16 protein-coding genes are annotated in these 19,298 nt (G+C 49.8%); 12 read left to right on the forward strand and 4 right to left on the reverse strand.

Annotation, left to right across the window (positions count from 1 at the left end):
* Positions 1-13: 13 nt before the first annotated feature.
* The gene (locus ACFQ1Z_RS13065) at positions 14-2,161 is read left to right on the forward strand and encodes a DEAD/DEAH box helicase (protein WP_379058347.1); all 2,148 of its coding nucleotides are present in this window, start codon (positions 14-16) and stop codon (positions 2,159-2,161) included.
* Positions 2,154-3,350, forward strand: a complete 1,197-nt coding sequence (locus tag ACFQ1Z_RS13070; protein WP_379058350.1) for a GIY-YIG nuclease family protein — start codon at positions 2,154-2,156, stop codon at positions 3,348-3,350. Before ACFQ1Z_RS13065 ends, ACFQ1Z_RS13070 begins: the two co-directional genes overlap by 8 nt.
* 348 nt (positions 3,351-3,698) lie before the next feature.
* Here ACFQ1Z_RS13070 and ACFQ1Z_RS13075 read toward each other — a convergent pair whose 3' ends face one another.
* Complete coding sequence (locus ACFQ1Z_RS13075; protein ID WP_379058353.1) at positions 3,699-5,732, reverse strand: sensor domain-containing protein; 2,034 nt, start codon at positions 5,730-5,732, stop codon at positions 3,699-3,701.
* Positions 5,733-5,971: 239 nt separating this feature from the next.
* Between ACFQ1Z_RS13075 and ACFQ1Z_RS13080 the strand changes: the two genes are divergently transcribed.
* The 4 genes from ACFQ1Z_RS13080 (at position 5,972) to ACFQ1Z_RS13095 (ending at position 11,377) form a co-directional block, all read left to right on the forward strand.
* Positions 5,972-6,835 carry a DUF3800 domain-containing protein gene (locus tag ACFQ1Z_RS13080; RefSeq protein ID WP_379058356.1) on the forward strand — a complete coding sequence of 288 codons (864 nt, stop codon included), beginning with the start codon at positions 5,972-5,974 and terminating at the stop codon, positions 6,833-6,835.
* 379 nt (positions 6,836-7,214) lie between these two features.
* Positions 7,215-9,539 carry an FdhF/YdeP family oxidoreductase gene (locus ACFQ1Z_RS13085; RefSeq protein ID WP_379058358.1) on the forward strand — a complete coding sequence of 775 codons (2,325 nt, stop codon included), beginning with the start codon at positions 7,215-7,217 and terminating at the stop codon, positions 9,537-9,539.
* Positions 9,529-9,852, forward strand: coding sequence for a hypothetical protein (locus tag ACFQ1Z_RS13090; protein WP_379058361.1), 324 nt, complete (start codon positions 9,529-9,531; stop codon positions 9,850-9,852). The genes ACFQ1Z_RS13085 and ACFQ1Z_RS13090 overlap by 11 nt, the downstream gene beginning before the upstream one ends.
* 91 nt (positions 9,853-9,943) lie before the next feature.
* Positions 9,944-11,377 carry an aminotransferase-like domain-containing protein gene (locus ACFQ1Z_RS13095; protein WP_379058363.1) on the forward strand — a complete coding sequence of 478 codons (1,434 nt, stop codon included), beginning with the start codon at positions 9,944-9,946 and terminating at the stop codon, positions 11,375-11,377.
* Between the two features lie 44 nt (positions 11,378-11,421).
* On the opposite strand, the gene ACFQ1Z_RS13100 is transcribed toward ACFQ1Z_RS13095, so the two are convergent.
* The 3 genes from ACFQ1Z_RS13100 to pdxR all read right to left on the reverse strand — a co-directional run bounded on the left by ACFQ1Z_RS13100 (position 11,422) and on the right by pdxR (position 13,542).
* On the reverse strand, positions 11,422-11,712 hold the full coding sequence (locus ACFQ1Z_RS13100) for a type II toxin-antitoxin system RelE/ParE family toxin (RefSeq protein WP_379058365.1): 291 nt from the start codon (positions 11,710-11,712) through the stop codon (positions 11,422-11,424).
* Positions 11,705-11,950 (reverse strand): type II toxin-antitoxin system ParD family antitoxin, encoded by a 246-nt coding sequence (locus ACFQ1Z_RS13105; RefSeq protein ID WP_379058367.1) that lies wholly within the window; start codon positions 11,948-11,950, stop codon positions 11,705-11,707. The genes ACFQ1Z_RS13100 and ACFQ1Z_RS13105 overlap by 8 nt, the downstream gene beginning before the upstream one ends.
* 113 nt (positions 11,951-12,063) lie before the next feature.
* Positions 12,064-13,542 carry a MocR-like pyridoxine biosynthesis transcription factor PdxR gene (gene pdxR, locus ACFQ1Z_RS13110; protein WP_379058369.1) on the reverse strand — a complete coding sequence of 493 codons (1,479 nt, stop codon included), beginning with the start codon at positions 13,540-13,542 and terminating at the stop codon, positions 12,064-12,066.
* A gap of 205 nt (positions 13,543-13,747) precedes the next feature.
* Here pdxR and ACFQ1Z_RS13115 point away from each other — a divergent pair, with 205 nt between their 5' ends.
* From ACFQ1Z_RS13115 to ACFQ1Z_RS13140, 6 genes are read left to right on the forward strand one after another with little or no spacing between them, the layout of a single operon-like run.
* Positions 13,748-14,797, forward strand: a complete 1,050-nt coding sequence (locus tag ACFQ1Z_RS13115) for an AAA family ATPase (RefSeq protein WP_379058371.1) — start codon at positions 13,748-13,750, stop codon at positions 14,795-14,797.
* 9 nt (positions 14,798-14,806) lie between these two features.
* A complete protein-coding gene (locus ACFQ1Z_RS13120; RefSeq protein ID WP_379058373.1) occupies positions 14,807-15,715 on the forward strand; it encodes a DUF58 domain-containing protein in 909 nt (302 codons plus the stop codon).
* Positions 15,716-15,775: 60 nt separating this feature from the next.
* Positions 15,776-16,753: a hypothetical protein gene (locus ACFQ1Z_RS13125; RefSeq protein ID WP_379058375.1), complete on the forward strand. Its 978-nt coding sequence runs from the start codon at positions 15,776-15,778 to the stop codon at positions 16,751-16,753.
* On the forward strand, positions 16,750-17,715 hold the full coding sequence (locus ACFQ1Z_RS13130; protein WP_379058377.1) for a vWA domain-containing protein: 966 nt from the start codon (positions 16,750-16,752) through the stop codon (positions 17,713-17,715). Before ACFQ1Z_RS13125 ends, ACFQ1Z_RS13130 begins: the two co-directional genes overlap by 4 nt.
* Positions 17,712-18,275, forward strand: a complete 564-nt coding sequence (locus ACFQ1Z_RS13135) for a hypothetical protein (RefSeq protein WP_379058379.1) — start codon at positions 17,712-17,714, stop codon at positions 18,273-18,275. Before ACFQ1Z_RS13130 ends, ACFQ1Z_RS13135 begins: the two co-directional genes overlap by 4 nt.
* Positions 18,272-19,240, forward strand: coding sequence for a vWA domain-containing protein (locus ACFQ1Z_RS13140; RefSeq protein ID WP_379058381.1), 969 nt, complete (start codon positions 18,272-18,274; stop codon positions 19,238-19,240). The genes ACFQ1Z_RS13135 and ACFQ1Z_RS13140 overlap by 4 nt, the downstream gene beginning before the upstream one ends.
* The last annotated feature ends 58 nt before the right edge of the window (positions 19,241-19,298 follow it).

Consider the following 19,298-nt stretch of genomic DNA (forward strand, 5'->3'; position numbering starts at 1 on the left):
GAGTGGAATAGATATGTCTGATATTGATGAGCTTGGAGATGAGTTCTTTAAGAGCGCTATCCTCGGTAAACCAGGAGAGAATGTAGTTGCGTCAGTAAAAGGTATTTTCAGGGCAATTCCGTCTGTTTCCGTCAATTATTCTTCCAATGGAAAATCCACTAAAGCAAATGAGTTAGGTATGCGTGTCATGCAGGAGCGTGCGTACGAAAAACGTGGTGAGCAATATTTACTTATTAAGTCTCCTCCCGCCTCTGGTAAGAGCAGGGCATTAATGTTTATTGCGCTAGATAAATTAAATAATCAAGATATTAAAAAAGCCATTATCGTAGTCCCTGAAAAATCTATTGGGGCCAGTTTTAACGATGAGCTTTTAACAGAATATGGATTCTACTGGGATTGGGTGGTGGCGCCAAAATGGAATCTGTGTAATTCGCCAGGAGAAGATGGTGGCAAGGTCAACTCTGTAAAAGCGTTTTTAGAAAGTTACGATAAAACACTAGTGTGTACTCATGCAACATTTCGATTTGCAGTAGACAAATTTGGATTGGAATTATTTGATGATTGCTTAATTGCTGTGGATGAATTTCACCATGTAAGTGCAAACCCTGATAATAAACTTGGGCTGCATTTGGGCGAGTTTATTAAGCGAGATAAAGTTCATATTGTGGCAATGACAGGCTCATATTTTAGGGGTGATGCAGAGGCGGTGCTATCTCCGCATGATGAGGCAAAGTTTGAAACAGTTACTTACACGTACTATGAACAGCTAAATGGGTATGATTATCTTAAAACGCTGGATTTAGGGTATTACTTTTATTCGGGTTCGTATATTGATGAAATCAGCGAGGTATTGGACACGACGCTTAAGACGATCATTCATATACCTAGCGTGAACTCTCGTGAAAGTACTCAGCGTGGGAAAACTACCGAGGTGAGTGAAATTCTGGGTGCTATGGGAGAATGGAAAGGCAAAGACCCTGCTACGGGATTTGATATTGTAGTCACCGCAGATAATCGCACTTTAAAAGTAGCGGATTTAGTAGACGATGGCCCAGACAGGCATGCCAAAGTGCTCACAGCATTAAAAGATCCATCTCAAAAAAACAATCGTGACCATGTAGATGTGATTATTGCTTTAGGTATGGCAAAAGAAGGCTTTGACTGGATATGGTGCGAGCATGCATTAACAATTGGTTACCGCTCAAGCTTGACTGAAATTATTCAGATCATTGGTCGTGCAACACGCGATGCAAAAGGTAAAACACGCTCACGATTTACAAACCTTATTGCAGAACCGGATGCCTCACAAGATAAAGTAACGGACGCAGTTAACGATACTCTTAAAGCGATTGCTGCTAGTTTGCTGATGGAGCAGGTGCTGACTCCAAAATTTAATTTCACGCCAAAAAACCCACAAGCTGCGCCTATGGAAGGATTTGATTATGGTGAAAATGGTTATCAACCTGGCGGCAACAATGTTGGTTTTAATGAAAATACAGGCCAGTTCCATATCGAAATAAAAAGTTTAGTTGAACCAAAAAGCAAAGATGCAAAACGTATTTGCCAGGAAGATTTAAACGAGGTTATTACCGCATTTGTGCAAGACAAAACCAGTGTTGAACGTGGCTTGTTTGATGACGAAATGGTGCCTGAAGAGTTAACACAAATTCGCATGGGGAAAATTGTGCGTGACAGGTATCCTGAATTGGATGATGGTGATCAGGAAGCTGTTCGTCAACATGCGATTGCAGCTATGAATATGACTCAACAAGCTAAACAATTTATCAATGAACATCCTGATGTAATCGAAAATGAACGTGTTGGAAGTACGGCTTTTATTCAAGGGGTGAGAAAGTATGTGACGGATGTACGCGATTTGGATATTGATTTAATTGACCATATCAATCCATTTAGTGAGGCATATGCGATTTTATCCAAAGCAATGACCGAGGAAAGTTTGAAGCAGGTGCAGGCAATTATCACCGGAAAAAAATTGAGTATGTCACCGGCAGAGGCGCGTGATTTGGCAAAGCGTGCAGTTATCTTTAGAAATGAACATGGACGATTGCCCTCCCTGATGGCAGCTGATCCTTGGGAAAAGAAAATGGCCGAGGGGATCGCTTATCTTGCGCGAATGAAAGCAGAGGCAGGTCGTGGCTAAGTCTGATTTTACGGATGAAGATGACGCTTTACTGGCTGAACTGGGCGTTGAAGTAGAAATTAAAGTTACAAGCAGCTATACCCCGCGCGAAGAACGCATTATTGCTGGGTTCGAAGAGATTGAGCGCTTCATTGAGGCGAATGGTCGATTACCGCAACACGGTGAAGGTAATGATGTATTTGAGCGCTTGTATGCTGTTAGATTGGATCAGATTCGTGCATCGACTGAGTGCAAAAGTTTGTTAGAGAATAAAGATAAACATGGGCTACTTACTAATACTCCAAATATTACCAATGCAGATTTAGATGCCTTAGATGATGATGCTCTTCTTGCTGAGCTTGGTATTTCAGAACCCACTTCTGATGACATAAGACAGCTCAAACATGTGAAATCACGCGCTGAAAGAAAGGCTGCAGAGGACGTTGCTCAGCGCTTATTCTGTGAAGATTTTGAGAGTTTTAAGCCTTTGTTTGATCAAGTACAGGATGAGATCAAAGCGGGTGTGCGTAAAACAATGCGATTTAAAGAGGATGCTAGCATTAATCCAGGGGAATTTTTTATCCTGAATGGGCAATTAGCCTATGTCGCTGAAAGTGGAGAGCCTATTAAAGCACCGAATGGTGAGGCTGATGCTCGTATGCGCGTCATTTATGACAATCAAACTGAAAGTAATATTTTGCGCCGCTCCTTTCAACGAGCGTTGTACAAGGATGAAGCCGGCCGGAGAGTATCTGATCCAAACGCAGGTCCTTTATTTGATAGCATCGTTACTGATGATGATTTTGGGAGTGGAATCATTTATGTCCTTAGAAGTAAATCAGATCATCCTGAAATTTCGTCTCGCGTAAGCATTCTTCATAAAATTGGTGTAACGGGAGGGAATATTGGAACCCGTATTGCTAATGCCAAGTTAGATCCTACATTTTTAATGGCCGATGTTGAAGTTGTTGCCACATATGATTTATACAACATTAATAGAATTAAACTTGAAAACCTGATCCACCGCTTTTTACATTCAGCTAGGTTAGATATTCACATTAAAGATAGATTCGGAAATCCTATATATCCTCGCGAATGGTTTCTTGTGCCACTTTTTATAATTGATGAAATGGTGGAAAAAATAAAAAATGGGACTTTGACTAACTACGAATATAACGTGACAAAAGCGAAGTTAGAGTTATATTCCTAAGTTAGTTAAATTTGCTTTGTTTCTCCTGTAATTTAGATTGATTACCCAACCAAATTGAAAATTTCTAGAAAAGGATTATATTTTTTCTAGAAATGTAAATCGCCTTAATCTGTAAATTACATAAATTAATCAATATCTTAGTCTATATAAAATAATTGTAGGGATATGCTTCCTCTTCCATTGTTTGGACTCACATTTATTCATTACACTCGGTAACGCTCCTTGTTTTTAACCGCTAATCGAACGTCATAAAGAAATATTTCAAAAGATAAGATTTTGCTGAAATCTATACACATTTATTTTATATGTATAGAAAACTAAGATTTTTATACACATCTCCCTTTTGGCTTACATATCAATCTCATCAAACGGCTTAGGTTTACTAAAGTAAAACCCTTGCACCACTTTGCAGTCACAATCCAGTAAATACTTAGCCTGTTCCGCCGTCTCCACTCCTTCAGCCACCAACTCTTTCCCCAAGCTTTTAGCCATTGAAATAATGGCTTGTACGATCAGCCTGTGATCATTGTTATCGGCAATGCCTTGCACAAATGACTGGTCGATTTTGATTTCGCTGACGGGGAATTTGTTCAGGTAGCTGAGCGCGGAATAGCCGGTGCCGAAATCATCCAGCGAGATTCTGAAGCCCAGGCTATCCAGACTTTTCAGGGTTTTTCTGATGTGCAGGTTGTCGTTCAGCAGCAGGCTTTCGGTGATTTCCAGGGTGATCCAGGCCGGGTTGCAGTGAGTTTTCTTTAACAGGTGCTTGATGGAGTTGAGCAGGTTGTTGTGGATAAACTGGCGGCTGGATAGGTTGATGGCGACGCTGATCGGTTGTGCGCGGCCGGTGTTCCAGCGGACTGCGTCTTTAAACGCGGTTTGCATGATCCACTCGCCGATCTCGATGATGAAGCCGGAATCTTCGGCGATGCCGATAAAGCGGTTGGGTGGAATCATTTCGCTGTGGTTGCGGTTCCACCTGAGCAGGGCTTCTACGCCGACGATCTTTTCGGTTTTTAGATCGATTTGCGGCTGGTAGTGCAGCAGGAACTCGTCGTTTTGTAGGGCGGTGCGTAATGCCCGTTCTATGTCTATGCGCTCTATCGTGGTTTGTGACAGGTCGGATGAATAAAACTGGTAGTTGTTTCTGCCGTGTTTTTTAGCTTTATACATGGCGATATCTGAATACTTCACGATATCGCTGACATCGTTACTATGGTCAGGGCACACCACTATGCCTATGCTGGCCGAAATAAACAGTTCGGTGCCGCGTATCAGTATCGGTTGCTTGATCGCTTCAAGGATCTTTTTGGATACAGTGCCAGCATTTTTGGCATCTTGGACGCCGGTCAGCACAATGGCGAACTCGTCTCCGCCCAGACGGGCGACCGTGTCGGTAGGGCGCACTGAGCGTTCGATACGCCTGGCCATTTCATAGAGCAGCAAGTCGCCTTCGGCGTGCCCTAGCAGGTCATTCACCGCTTTAAAGCCATCCAGGTCCAGCATTAAAAACGCAAACGAAGAGTCTGACTGTTGCGATTGCTGTATGCAGCGCTCCAGTACTTCCAGCAATGAGATGCGATTGGGCAGCTTGGTGATGGAATCAAAATAGGCCAGGTTATTGATGCGGTCCAGGTTTTCATAAGCCTGCGTCATGTCCTGGCCGATGGCGATCACGGCTTTTACTTCGTGGATGGCATTGAATTCGGCGGTTAATACCGTATCCATGATCTTGTGCTTGCCGTTTTTTGTGGTCAGCCTGAAGGCGACATGCTGATTCTCGCCGCTTTCAAACACCTGGCGTATGCTTTCTTCCAGCGCCAGTGCGCTGACACCGCCGGGATATTGCGAGGGCGTTTTGCCTATCAGGCTGCTGGCAGGCACCTCATAAAATGAGGAGTTGGCATTATTGAGAAAGATACGCTGGCAGTCGCTATTGTATTTGGCGATGCAGTTAGACGAGTTTTCTACAATCGAGCGGTACTCATGCTCTTTCTGGATATTGGCCGTGACATCCCTGGCGTAACCCAGCGAGCCGGCCACTTTACCGTTGACCACCACGGCAGACTTATAAGACTCTATCCAGTAATACTCACCATCCGAATTTTTAATCGGCACGGTGACCGCGCTAGGTGAGGTGCTGAGCATGGCTTTTTTATCACCATCTACATACTCCTGCGCCAGGTCAGGCGGAAAAAAATCAAAATCAGTCTTGCCTATCAGCTCGGCACTTGAAGCGACCCCCACCATATTGGCATACGCCGAATTCGCCACCAGGATGCGGCTGTTCACATCTTTCAGCCAGACCATGAATGGGAAATTATCAATCAGTGTCTGGATGTATTGATTACTTTCGATATTTTGATTTTTAATATTTTTCATAAACTGAACGAATATTTCTAATCTGACGAATACCTATCTTCCCACAATAAATTAAGTTGACTGCTAATAAATTGTTTTCGGTAATATTTAATTTTTCTTCAATATCAATATGTTGCTTATTAGCATCGTCGACTTAGTTGCAATGGCAGCTAAATCGTAATCCTGCTTTTATTAAAAGCAAAAATCCGCCGTGCGGTTTATCATGGATGTTTAGACACACTTAAAATTTAATTTGGGTCATGCAAAAACCTCAGCATTCTCCACAACAATTTTCTCTTTTTGAGATGGAAGGATCTAACCCAGCTGAAGAGGTGATCTCGACTGAATCGCCTTTTAGTAACTACATTGTTTACGTTGATGAAAGCGGAGATCATGGCCTGCAAACAATCGATCCTAACTATCCTGTTTTTGTGCTGGCTTTCTGTATATTCCATAAGCGCTATTACAGTGAAAAGGTTGTCCCTGCGCTAGAAAAGTTTAAATTTAACCATTTTGGCCATGATCACGTGGTTTTACATGAAAACGAAATTCGCAAAGAAAAAGGATTCTTCACTTTTTTCAAAGATCGCGAACACAAATCAGCATTTCTGAACGAGCTGACTTCAATTATAGAAGAGAGCAATTTCATTCTCGTTAGCTGTGTCATTGATAAAGAAGCCTTGATAGCCAAGAACGGAGATGCTTCCAACCCTTATCATCTGGCATTGGGATTTTGTCTGGAGACACTCTTTGAGTTCCTAAAGGAAAAAAAGCAGGAGCAAAAATTGACACATGTTGTTGTGGAGTGCCGCGGCGATAAAGAGGATAAAGAGTTAGAACTGGAATTCAGGCGTATATGTGATGGTGAGAATCAGCCAGGTGCAACTTTGCCATTCAACATTGTTTTTGCAAAGAAACTCGTCAATTCAAGTGGCTTACAGCTAGCGGATTTAGTGGCTAGACCTATCGGGTTAAGCGTCATTCGGCCTGAGCAGGATAATAGAGCTTATGACATTTTAAAGCGTAAATTTTACTGTGAAGGAGGTAGAGATAGGGTAGGCGAGCAGTATGAAAACTGGGGGTTAAAGATTTATCCATCCCCAGAAAGCGAAAAGCCCCGATGATCTCACCGAGGCATAAACGCCGACCGGGCACTCCCAGTCCATTTAGGCCGAATCATAAGTTAGTGGTTACTTATCTGTCAACAAAATTTACAAACAGTCAATCCGGATTTATTAGTATGACGCATTTAGATGAGAAAAGTTTTGGAATAACAATGTCTTGATTATCTTAATTAAAATCTTTCACATATATTGCGATTTTGTTGCCTCCATTATCAGTCTCAACAAAAAAACTGCAATAACTGTACCCTAAAAATTCCGCGTTTCTGTATCTGGTTTGCTTGCGCTGGCAGGCTTACCATGGCTGCAATCCTCATTCCGTATTCATTCGCTGTTCTGCTTTAACCAGCCCCCAGCCTTTATTAGCCAGCAAGTAGGAAAAATGTCGCAACCAAAAGCTTCCATCAAGCCTTATCACCACCCTGCCGCCGGTTGGGGTGCGTTAAAGCAAGTGGCCGCGCAACTCGCGCTGCAGAAGATCCCTGTCAAGGGCATCATGACTTTGCTGGCACAGAATCAGCCGGATGGCTTTGATTGCCCGGGTTGTGCATGGCCGGACAAGGAACACACTTCTACGTTTGAGTTTTGTGAGAACGGCGTAAAAGCGGTAGCGGCTGAGGCGACTGCCAAGCGGGTGCCACCTGCATTTTTTGCCAGACACACGGTGACCGAGTTGATGGGCTGGAGTGATTTTGACCTGGAGAATGAAGGCAGGCTGACGCACCCTATGCGCTATAACGCGGCTACGGATAAGTATGAAGAAGTGTCATGGGATGGCGCTTTTGAGCTGCTGGCCAGCCACCTGAACGGCCTGGCTGACCCGAATGAAGCGATTTTTTATACCTCTGGCCGCGCGCCGAATGAGGCGGCTTTTCTCTACCAGTTATTCGTGCGTGAATTCGGCACCAATAATTTTCCCGATTGTTCCAATCTTTGCCATGAATCCACCAGTATGGCCTTACCGCCTACCGTGGGCATAGGCAAGGGCTCGGTGACTTTGCATGATTTTGAGCATGCCGACACCATTCTGATCTTTGGCCAGAACCCGGCCACCAACCACCCGCGCATGCTGGGCGAGTTGCGCGAAGCGGCCAAACGCGGCGCGCGCATCGTTGCTATCAACCCATTGAAAGAGCGTGGCCTTGAGCGCTTTGCCGACCCGCAAAGCCCGTTTGATATGTTGTCTTTCAAGGGCAGCAAGATCAGTGACCTGTTTATCCAGCCCAAGCTGGGGGGTGACCTGGCGCTGGTCAAAGGCATGATCAAGTTCGTGATCCAGTGGGATGACGAAGCGATCAAACAGGGCACAGAGCGTGTGGTAGACCTGGAATTCATCGCGCAGCACACAAACAACTTTGAAGCCATTGCGCAGGATGCGCGCGAGGAAAGCTGGGATCTGATCGTTGAAGAATCCGGCGTGCCTTTGGCGCAGATCGAGGAGATCGCCCGCGTTTATGCGACTGGTGACCGCGTGATCGCCACCTGGGGCATGGGGATCACCCAGCACAAGCATGGCGTGGCTACCATTAAAACGCTGGTCAACCTGATGTTGCTGCGTGGCAATATCGGCAAAGAGGGCGCAGGCCTGTGCCCGGTGCGCGGCCATAGCAATGTGCAGGGCAACCGCACGGTGGGGATCTATGAAAAGATGCCTATCGAGTTTCTCGAAAGCCTGGAGCGCGTGTTTGATATCAAGGTGCCAAAAACGCCGGGCTACGATGCGGTAGCGGCCATTCAGGCCATGATAGATGGTAAAGGTAAAGTATTCTTTGGCTTGGGCGGCAATTTTTCAATCGCCACGCCGGATACCGACCGCACCTGGGAAGGCATGCGTAAATGTGACCTGACCGCGCATGTGACCACCAAGCTGAATCGCAGCCATCTGGTGCATGGCAAGGATGCTTTGATACTGCCATGCCTGGGCCGCACCGAGATCGATACCCAGGAAACCGGCCCGCAAGGCGTGACGGTGGAAGACTCCATGAGCATGGTGCATGTCTCTTATGGTATCAACAAGCCGGCGTCACCCATGCTGCTCTCCGAGCCGGCGATCGTGGCGCGTTTGGCGCATGCCACGCTCAAGCACAGCAAAACACCGTGGCTGGAAGCGATCAAAGATTACAGCAAGATCCGCGACATGATAGAGCGCACCATGCCGGTGGCCTTCAGGGATTATAACGAGCGTATCAAGATACCAGGCGGCTTCCGCATGCCGGTGCCTTCCAGCGAGCGTATCTGGAACACGCCATCGGGCAAGGCCGAATTCACTGTGCAGGCCATCCCGGTCCAGTCGCCTATCCACCTGGCGCGTGAGCAATATGGCGACCGCTTGTTCGTGCTGATGACCACCCGCTCGCACGACCAGTACAACACCACTATTTATGGCATGGATGACCGCTACCGTGGCGTGTTCGGCCAGCGTCGCGTGGTGTTCATGAACCCGGTCGATATTGCGCGCCTGGGGCTGGCAGCGGGTGACTGGGTCAACCTGGTCAGTGTCTGGCAGGATGGCATCACGCGCCGGGCAGACAAGTTTCTGGTGGTGTCTTACGATATTCCGCAGGGTTGCCTGAGCGGCTATTACCCTGAAACCAACAACCTGGTGCCGCTGGAAAGCGTGGCCGACGGTTCGCGCACACCTACTTCCAAATCTATCCCGGTGATTCTGGAAAAAACCAGCGCACCTGAGGTCGCCCGTGCTGCTTGATCATAATTATCTGAATACGCAGGAAGACTCGGTAAAAGAAGATTTTGCCGCTGACTATGCGCCGCTGGACCGCAGCACAGTGCTGATGCTGAGCATGCTGGAACTATTGCATGCCGAGCATGCAGCAGGCCGCACGCAGGTATCGCTGGCCGTGATCTGCAAGCGGCTGGATATACGCATGAGCACGGTGCAACGCCTGATGACCGCACTCAACGAGCAGCAGCTGGTAGAAGTGTTCATGCAAAAGGACAGACTGGTGGCTGCACTCACCGCTGGCGGCGAGGAAATCTCGCGCGTGTTAATCACGGGCTAGACCTAAGACATTCCACTCACACAACGACAGCCAGGGCCAGGCTGACGTATAATGGAAAACACCTGAATTTTCCTCCCGCGCCTGGCCCACCATGAAGCTTTATGTCTCGTTTGCCGCCCGCATACGTGCAATGATAGATGAAGGCGTTTTGCGACCCGGAGACAGGATATTCTCGGTGCGGCAGTCCAGCCAGAAATACGGGCTCAGCATCAGCACCGTGTTGCGCAGCTACCTGCTGCTGGAACAGGAAGGCGTGATCAGCAGCCATCCGCAATCAGGCTACTACGTCACCCTGCGCAAACGCCTGCAGCAAAAACAAAGCTCACCAATTAAAGATATCAACCTGTCTGAAGTCGATGCCAGCCGGCTGGTGCTCACCACCCTTAAATCCATACGCGAATTCGGCACCGTGCCGCTAGGTTCGCCTTTCCCCGACCCGCAGCTGTTCCCGCTCAAACGTATCCACCAGTATGAAAAAGCCCTGACCGATGACCAGGGCGAGTGGGGCGTGCTGAGCGACCTGCCGCCCGGCAACGAAATGCTGCGCCAGCAGATCGCACGCCGCTACCTGGCCAATGGCATGGATGTATCGCCGGACGACATCGTCATCACCCACGGTGCCACCGAAGCCATCACCCTGTGTTTGCAGGCGGTAGCCAAAGCCGGCGATATCATTGCCATGGAGTCGCCAGGTTATTACGCCCTGGCGCATACGGTGGAGCGCCTGGGCATGAAAGTGGCTGAGGTGGCGACTGACCCTGAATCCGGCATAGACCTGGAAGCCCTGCGTGCCATGACCGGCCAGGTGCGTATCGCTGCGGTCATACTCACCAGCAATTTTCAGAACCCGCTTGGTTTTGTGATGCCGGATGCCAAGAAGCAGGCGTTGGTGGCGTTTCTGGCAGAGCAGGGTATCCCGCTGATTGAAGACGATGTTTATAGCGAACTGTATTTCAGCGACCAGCCGCCGCTGCCGGCCAAAGCCTATGATAAAACCGGCATGGTGTTGCATTGCTCGTCGTTCTCAAAGTCGCTGGCACCCGGTTATCGGGTCGGCTGGACCAGCGCCGGGCGCTATCGCCAGCAAGTGGAACAGCTGATGTTCCTCAACAGCCTGTCACTGACTTCTGCACCGCAGATCGCCATAGCCAAGTTCATGCAGCGCGACAGTTTTGAGCAGCATCTCAAACAATTGCGGCATACCCTGCGCTCAAACTATGTGCTGATGCGCAACGTGATCGCACAAAGCTTTCCGCCTGGCACGCAACTGTCTGAGCCCAAAGGCGGCTACGTCATCTGGGTCAAACTGCCCCCAGCGCTGGATGCCCTTACCCTGTACCGCGCTGCTATCGACAACGGCATCACCGTCGCCCCCGGCACTATCTTTTCCCTGAAAAAAGACCTTACCCACTATATCCGGCTGAATTTCAGCCATTTGTGGACATTAGCCATAGAACAGGCGGTGAGGGATGTGGGTGCGATTGCCTGCGAGATGCTGACGTTAGGAAAGACCGCTACAGATTAAGCCGGGATTAGGCCGCTATGGCGTTTGTGTAAGAGAATGTTTGTTTATAAGTGGCGCGGTGCATCCATGCGGCCATGCAAAATACGCATGACGGCGATTCCGTAGCTGGTGATACGAAAATAGATGACATGCTGCAGTACGCACTTACGGCGATAGCCGGTGCGAATATCATCACACGCTTGTGCCGTTTTCGGCGAATTAGCCAGTGTCTCAAACATCGCCGACATGATATCGATGTAGTGATGCGCCTGTTCAAGTCCCCACTGTGCCTGTGAATATAACCAAATTGATTCCAGGTCGCGCTCAGCAGCAGGGCTGAGGCGATATTCAGCCATGACGGCCTTGCATCCTTTGTTTAAATGCTGCCACATCAAATGGCCGCGGTTCGCCGCTGTTTTCACCGTCGATCAGCGCTTGCCTGATCACATCAATTTCTGCAAAACGCTCTTGCTCTTTGCGGATCAGATCTCGAATGTATTCGCTGTCATTGGTGTAATTGCCTGCTTCGATCTGCGACTTGATCCAGGCATCTTGCTGGTCTGTCACGGTAATTGTTTTACGCACAGTTGTCATGTTGATCTCCGTAACTCACTGACATAAAGTATGAATAAATCATACAATTAACGCATTGTAACGAAAAATGCTCATTTCAAGCATAGCCAATTTGAATCGCCTTTAGCGCTGTTTCAACCCAAGTCATTGCGATGTTGCTGGAATGCCGTTTTTAACGCCAATACGCCTTTCTCCAGTTCGCTAGTGGTCAAGCTACCAAACCCCAGCCTGATCGCGTGCACGCTATGGGCAGACTCAGAAAACAGGGTGCCAGGCAGGATGCGCACTTTGTGCATGACTGCCTGTGCCGCCACTTTCTCCACATCTATGCCTTCTTTCAAACGTAGCCAGATGGCGAGGCCACCATCGGGCGCGTCAAAGGTCACGTATTCTTTCAGCTCTGTTTTAATCAGCGCGATCAGCAGGTTTCTGCGTTCGTTATAGATCTTGAATGTCCGCCGGATATGGCGTTTGATCTCGCCGGAAACCATCAGCTCGGCTACCGCCAGCTCGGTGATAGAGTTGCCTTGGCGGTCTATCAGCATCACTTCTTTGGCGCAGCGGTCTATCAGTTCCGGGGTGGCCACCAGATAACCCACGCGTAAGCCGGGGGCGAGTACTTTAGAGAGGGAGCCGACATAGATCACGCGGCCACCATGGTTGGTGCTGGCCAGCGGAAACACCGGGTGGTGCGAGAAGTGGAACTCGTGATCGTAATCATCTTCCACTATCGTAAAGTCATATTGCTCGGCCAGCATCAGCAGCTTTAAACGTCGTTCGGCAGTCATGATCACCGTGGTAGGAAACTGGTGGTGCGGTGTGACATAAATGGCGCGTATAGGCTGTTGCTGGCAGAGTTTCTCCAGCGCGATGACATCAATGCCGTGTTTATCCTGGCCGACAGTCAATATATTGGCCCCGCAGGATCTGAATGCTTCTTTGGCCGCCGGATAACTGAGCTGCTCTACCACGATATTGTCACCTGGCCGGGTCAATACCCGCGCCGCCAGGAAGATGCCCATCTGGCTGCCGCGCGCGATACAGATCTGGTCGATAGCGACACTAAGGCCTCTTTCCATATTGAGCATGGTGACTATCGATTGCCTTAAGGCCAGGGTGCCGCGCGGGTCGCCATAACCCAGGCTTTTGCCTTTGCTGGAGCCTATCAGCGCATGGCGGAATGCACGCGACAGGATATTGAACGGGATCAGCCGCGCATCGGGGATGCCATCGTTAAAGTCGATCACGCCATCTACCGGCGATTGGTAACTCAGCAGCGGGTGTTCGGTGGCGGCTACCACGTTGGCCGGTTGTTTGCCGGTTTTGGCTGCCTGCGGTTGCGCGTTGAAATTGGGCAGGTTGGCAGAAACAAATGAGCCTCTGCGCTGTTCCGAAACCAGCCAGCCCTGGGCGATCAGCTCATCATAGGCCAGGATCACCGTTTTGCGGTTGACCTGCAGTTTTTCGGCTAACTCGCGCGTGCCCGGCATGGCGGTAGAAGGCGCTAAGCGGCCGCGCTGTATCTCCTCCATGATCTGCTGCGCGATCTGCAGATAGACCGGCAGGCCCGAGGTGTCGGTAATGGTTAATTTAAGACTCCACGAACGTAGCATTTTTCACCTCTCAGCTCACCTCTACCCACACGCTTGAAAATTCTAAACAACGGGAAAAATTCCCTTTTCTTTGCTGCCAATCTGGACTATGTAACCTTCACTATATCGCATATCTGACTGGACCAGCAAAGTTCTCGAAACTGGAGGATTGTGGACTAGTTACATTCTGTTACATTTTTGAAACATTCTATTAAAGGAAAGATTCATGTCCGCTCCATTAGATATTCAATTGGCAGATTGGCGTAACCATGCTCTCAACCTGGAGAAACAGGTCAACCAGGTAATCGTAGGGCAGAGCAAGGCCATTCGTTTAATGAACATTGCGATTTTTGCGCGCGGCCATGTGTTGCTCGATGGCGGCGTGGGTGTAGGCAAGACCACTTTGCTGCAGTCGATCGCGCGCGGCATAGGTGGCGCTTACGAGCGGATAGAAGGTACGGTGGACCTGATGCCTAATGACCTGATCTACCACACCTTTTTAGGCCCGGATGGCAGGCCGCAGATAGACGAAGGCCCTTTGCTGCGCGCCGGTGAGAACCTGTCGGTATTTTTCTTTAACGAGATCAACCGTGCCCGGCCACAGGTGCATGCCCTGATGTTGCGGGTGATGGCAGAACGCCATATCAGCGCGTTTAAAAAAGAATACCGCATGCCGCACATGATCGTGTTTGCCGACCGCAACCAGGTAGAAAAGAACGAGACCTTCGAGATCCCTTCTGCCGCGCGTGACCGCTTTATGATGGAGATCCCGATAGAGATCCCGTCTGACCGCGAGCTGAAAAAGTCACTGGTGTTCAATACCAAGTTTCAGCATGCCGAGAAACTGACGCAACAGGTAGAGAGCGATATCCTGAAATTCGACCAGTTGAATGCGTTTTCTGACCTGCTGCAAAACCACATCAAATCCAGCGATGTGCTGGAAGAGTACACCATGGATCTGTGGGATGCGACGCAAAGCCCGGAGAAATTCGGCGTGACTATGGATAGTGTGGATGTAGGCCGTGTGATCCAGACCGGTGCCAGCCCGCGCGGCATGGGCATGCTGATGAAAGCGGCACGCGTCAATGCCTGGCTGAATGGCCGCGACAGCCTGTACCCGGAAGATATCCATGCCGTGTTCCACGAAGTGATCTCGCACCGCCTGGTGTTTAACGCGGCCTATGAAAACCGCAGGACGGCGCTGGCGCGTGAACTGACCACCAATATCATACGCACGCTTGCCGTGCCTAGCCTGACCTTCAGCAAAGCAGCCTAAAGCCAGCCAATGATACGTTCATTCATTAAAAAAGCCGATAAGCAGGCGGCCACGGAGCACGACGATGCGAGCTATGCGCGGGCGTTCGAGTATGTGATCTCCTGGAAATCGGACAGCATACAACTGGGCGATCACGCTGGTACGCAGCGTGGCCTGGGCTCGGATTACCGTGGCACCGTCAACCTGGTCGATTACCCGGATGCGCGGCGCATGGATCTGCGCCAGACCATACGCGACCCGTTTGAACAGGTGCAGGTGCGGCAGTTCAACCAGGACAGCACCACGCCTATCTATGCCGTGTGTGATCTGTCCAGCTCCATGCAATTCAGCGGACGCAAGCGCAAGCTGGATACCGCGATCGAGATCGCAACCGCAGTGGCCAATTCGGCCTACAACGCGGGTGATCTGTTCGGGTTTATTGGTTATAACCAGCAGGTGATAGAAGATTTCACCTTGCCTTTAAGCCGCAATTTGCACCAGAGTAAAGCTGCCATTGCCTTATTAAACGACTATCGGCATTTGCGTATAGGCGTGGAGGGCGTGACCGATGTGCCCAACTTTCTCGGCCAGACGCGTGCGCTGGTGTTCTGGATATCAGACTTTCATATGCCACTGCAGCAAATAGAAAAAACCTTGCTGGCGATGTCAGCGCATAAGGTCATTCCTGTGGTGCTGTGGGACGACGAGGAATACAAAAAACTGCCCAAGTTTGGCTTTGGCACCATGATAGACCTAGAAACCGGCCTGAACCGCACCCTGTTTTTCCGCAGCGAAGTGAAAGCAAAATTCCTCGCTGCATTCAATGCGCGCAGGCATGCGCTGGAAGCCTTGTTTTTGCGGTTTGATAGCCCGGCGTTATTTATGCACGGTGACTACCGGCCAGAGCTGATGACGCATTATTTTGAACAAACCATGTGACCCCAGCAGTGTGAACCAGCAAATAGTGATAACCAGTTTAATCGAGCGAAATATAAAACTATGCTAAAACAGATTTCATACCAGACCAATCGCCAGGCGCTGCAACGCCTGCTGTTAGTCGCCAGCTTATTAGGCACCGCGACTAACGTGGTGGCAGATCAGGCCGCGCCAGCTGCCGGCACTGCGCTGACACCGGCACCCGTGGTGAAAGTGACTGATCCGCCTTCTACGTATGGCGTGCATATCGGCGATGTGCTGAGCAGAACGGTGGTGGTCGATGCGCCAACAGCGTATACACTGGCCGACAATGCCTTGCCTAAAAAAGGCAGCAAGCATGACGGCATTGAGTTGGTAGATGTGGCACTACAAAGCAAGCCGCAATCCGACCATACTCAATACACCCTGCAACTCAAATACCAGGTATTTGCAGTCAGCACTTACCCGAGTGTGATGCATTTACCCGCTGAAAAACTCACATTCACCGGTGCGCAGGCGGCTACGCTAGAAGTGCCGGCCTGGGGGTTCTGGTTTTCACCGTTGGTCACTGGCGGCACGGCCACAGCCAAGAAAAACCTGCTGCCTGAATTTAAAACGCCACTGATAGAAAGCCGGGCTGATCAACAACGCTTAGGGCTGTTTTTAACCGTGCTGGTCGCCAGCCTGGCGGCCTTGCTTTATATCAATGCCGATGGTCACTGGTTACCGTTTATGGGCGGCGCGTTTGCCCGTGCCCATCGCCAGCTCAAACGCCTGGCTAAGTCATCCACCCCGAAAACAGCGGTGGAAGAGAAAAAAGCGCTGGTGTATCTGCATCAGGCCTTTAACCAGCATTATGGTGCCAATATTTTTGCGCGCGATATAGAAGAATTCATGCGTTTGCGCCCTGGTTTTAAAGGTATGCAAAGCGAGATCACGCAATTCTTCGCAGCGTCCAATCAGTCTTTATATGACGTCAAAACGCGCGACAGCCAGCAGGTGATCGCACAACTGGTGCAACTCAGCAAACAGCTGCGTGATTGCGAGCGGGGCGTAGCATGATCATTCTGCACCCATGGGCATTCGCGCTGTTGCCGGTCGCGCTGCTGCCGTTCTGGTTAAAAGGCCATCAGGGCCAGCATTACAGCTGGCTGGATATCGTGCCCGAAGACGTTTTTTCTGACCGGCTCAACCTGGCAGTCAAAGTCATCATGTCTCTGCTGTTGCTGAGCATAGTGATTGCACTGGCCTCGCCCAGAGGGTCGGATGAGCAGGTGCCTAAGGTCGGCAAGGGTGCGCAAACGGTGATGGTGATAGACCGCAGTGTCAGTATGGACCACCCGTTTGCCGGTGACTCGTCCGGCCATGTGGCGGAGATCAAATCAGCCACTGCGCGGCGCATCATCACCCAGTTTATCGACTCACGGCCTAACGACATGATGGGCGTGGTCGGCTTTACCAACTCGGCCTTATACGGCATCAAGATCACCACCAACCGTGATGCTATCCATGCCGCGATCGTGGCGGCGACCAGCCCGTCGTTGAACCAGACAAATATCGGTGCCGGCCTGACTGAAGCGGTAGGCCTGTTCGATAATATCCAGAACTCCGGCTCACGCGCCATCATACTGCTGTCGGACGGCGCCGGTAAATTGAGCCCGCGCGTGAAGTTTCTGCTCAGTGAACGCCTGAAGAGCCGCAAGCTGAGTATCTACTGGATCATGCTGCGCGAACCCGGCGAGGCCAGTATCTTCTCCAAGGAAGAGTATGAAGAAGGCCGCACGCCTAACTCTATAGTGCTGCATAAGTACTTCCAGTCGCTGGGGCTGAAATACAAAGCCTATGAAGCCGACAATCCGGAAACCTTGCAATCAGCGATCAATGACATTGATACGCGTGAGAAAAAGGTCATTAAATATAACGAGACCATCGCCGGTTTTGATTATTCCAAAATATTTGTGATCAGTGCGCTGGTGTTGGTGTTGTTGATGCTGGGCATTAAAAATTTAAGGGTGTATGAATGAAAAACCAAATAGCGCGCAAAAACCAGGTATTGGGGCTGTTGTTGTTCGTCGGGCTGGTCGGCACTGTCTACGAAGGTTTGCAGGTGAATAAGATCGCCTCTGCCAACAGCATTCTGCAACGTGGCGAGGTGCTGGAAGATGAGCAGTTTGCATTCCATCGCAAATTTGCCGATGCTTACCAGCAAGGCAAAACCGGCAACTTCAAGCATGCCAGCCAGAATTTCGGCCAGTTGCTCGAAGCACCGAAAAAGCAGGATGAGCATGTGTTCGAGCCTGACCAGTTGCTGAAATCGCAGATTCATTTCAATATCGGCAATCACCTGTTCCGTTCCGGCTTGCAACGCCTGGTTGAGGCCGATGGTTCTATCCAGGAGCAAGCCAAGTTTGATTACCTGCAGGCGCGTGCTTCTTATGAGCAGGCGCTGAGACTAGACCCGCATAACCAGGCGGCCAAATTTAACCTGAGCCTGTTGCATGGCGTGATCCCCAAGCATATTAAAACCGTGCCGCAGGACCCTTCCGGCCTGGAAATCAGTAACCTGCCACAGGGGTTGCCATGAAACGCATTTTTTTACGATTAAAAGAAAATTATGAAACTGCCTTGCTGGTCGGGGCGCTGATTTTTCTGCTGCTGGCACTGCTGAAACCGGAGATACAGCTAAAACAGGAAGTGCATAACTACTTGTTGCTGGCCGATATCTCGCAAAGCATGAATGCCGAGGATATGAAGGTCGCCGATAAGCCTGTCACACGCCTGGCTTACACGCAACACCTGATGAAGCAGGTGGTGAAGACTTCGCCTTGCGGCACTTATGTCAGTGTAGGCGTGTTTGCGGCAGAGAATGTAGCGTTATTGTTTATGCCACTGGAAGTGTGCGCTAACTTTGATATCATCACCGATAGTATCAACCATCTGGAATGGCGTATGGCCTGGAGCGGCAACAGCCGCATGACTTTTGGCGTGAAAGCAGCCGAAGCCACTTTTGATTACCTGAATATTCCGGCGCAGATGCTGTTTTTCACCGATGGTGATGAAGCCCCAAAAGCCAATGGTATCAACAAGCTGGATATCAGCGATGTGCGCATAGGCAAGAATGTGATCTTTGTCGGCGTAGGCGGCACTCAACCCGCGCCTATCAAGCGCTTTAATGCCAATAACAAGTTTGTCGGTTACTGGGGCACCGATGCTGCGGCAGAAAGTGCCGGCGGCGGCGTCAATTACAATGACGCCAGCAAAGACGACCCGGACCCGCCGGTGGCGTATGCTGAATTTGATCGTTATTTATCCAGCCAGGATGTAGAGCACCTCAAAGAACTGGCCGCGGATATCAAAGGCCAGTATATAGAAGGCGTGGACCAGCCGGCGTTTTACCAGTTTGTGCAATCGCAGACCCCGGCCGCCAAATTTGTCACCAGTTATTCAGTGAAATGGTTATTCCTGACACTGGCGGCGCTGCTGGTGATCGCAACCTATATTCCGGATCTGCTGGCTTATAGACTGCACTATCGCAAGGCTGCCCGCTAGCTGGGCCAGGGCAACAGCCAGTATAACCAGCGCTATTGAAAACAGCAGGCACCAGCAG

Origin of the sequence: Methylophilus luteus (assembly GCF_042676265.1) — a bacterium.
Lineage (GTDB): Bacteria > Pseudomonadota > Gammaproteobacteria > Burkholderiales > Methylophilaceae > Methylophilus > Methylophilus luteus.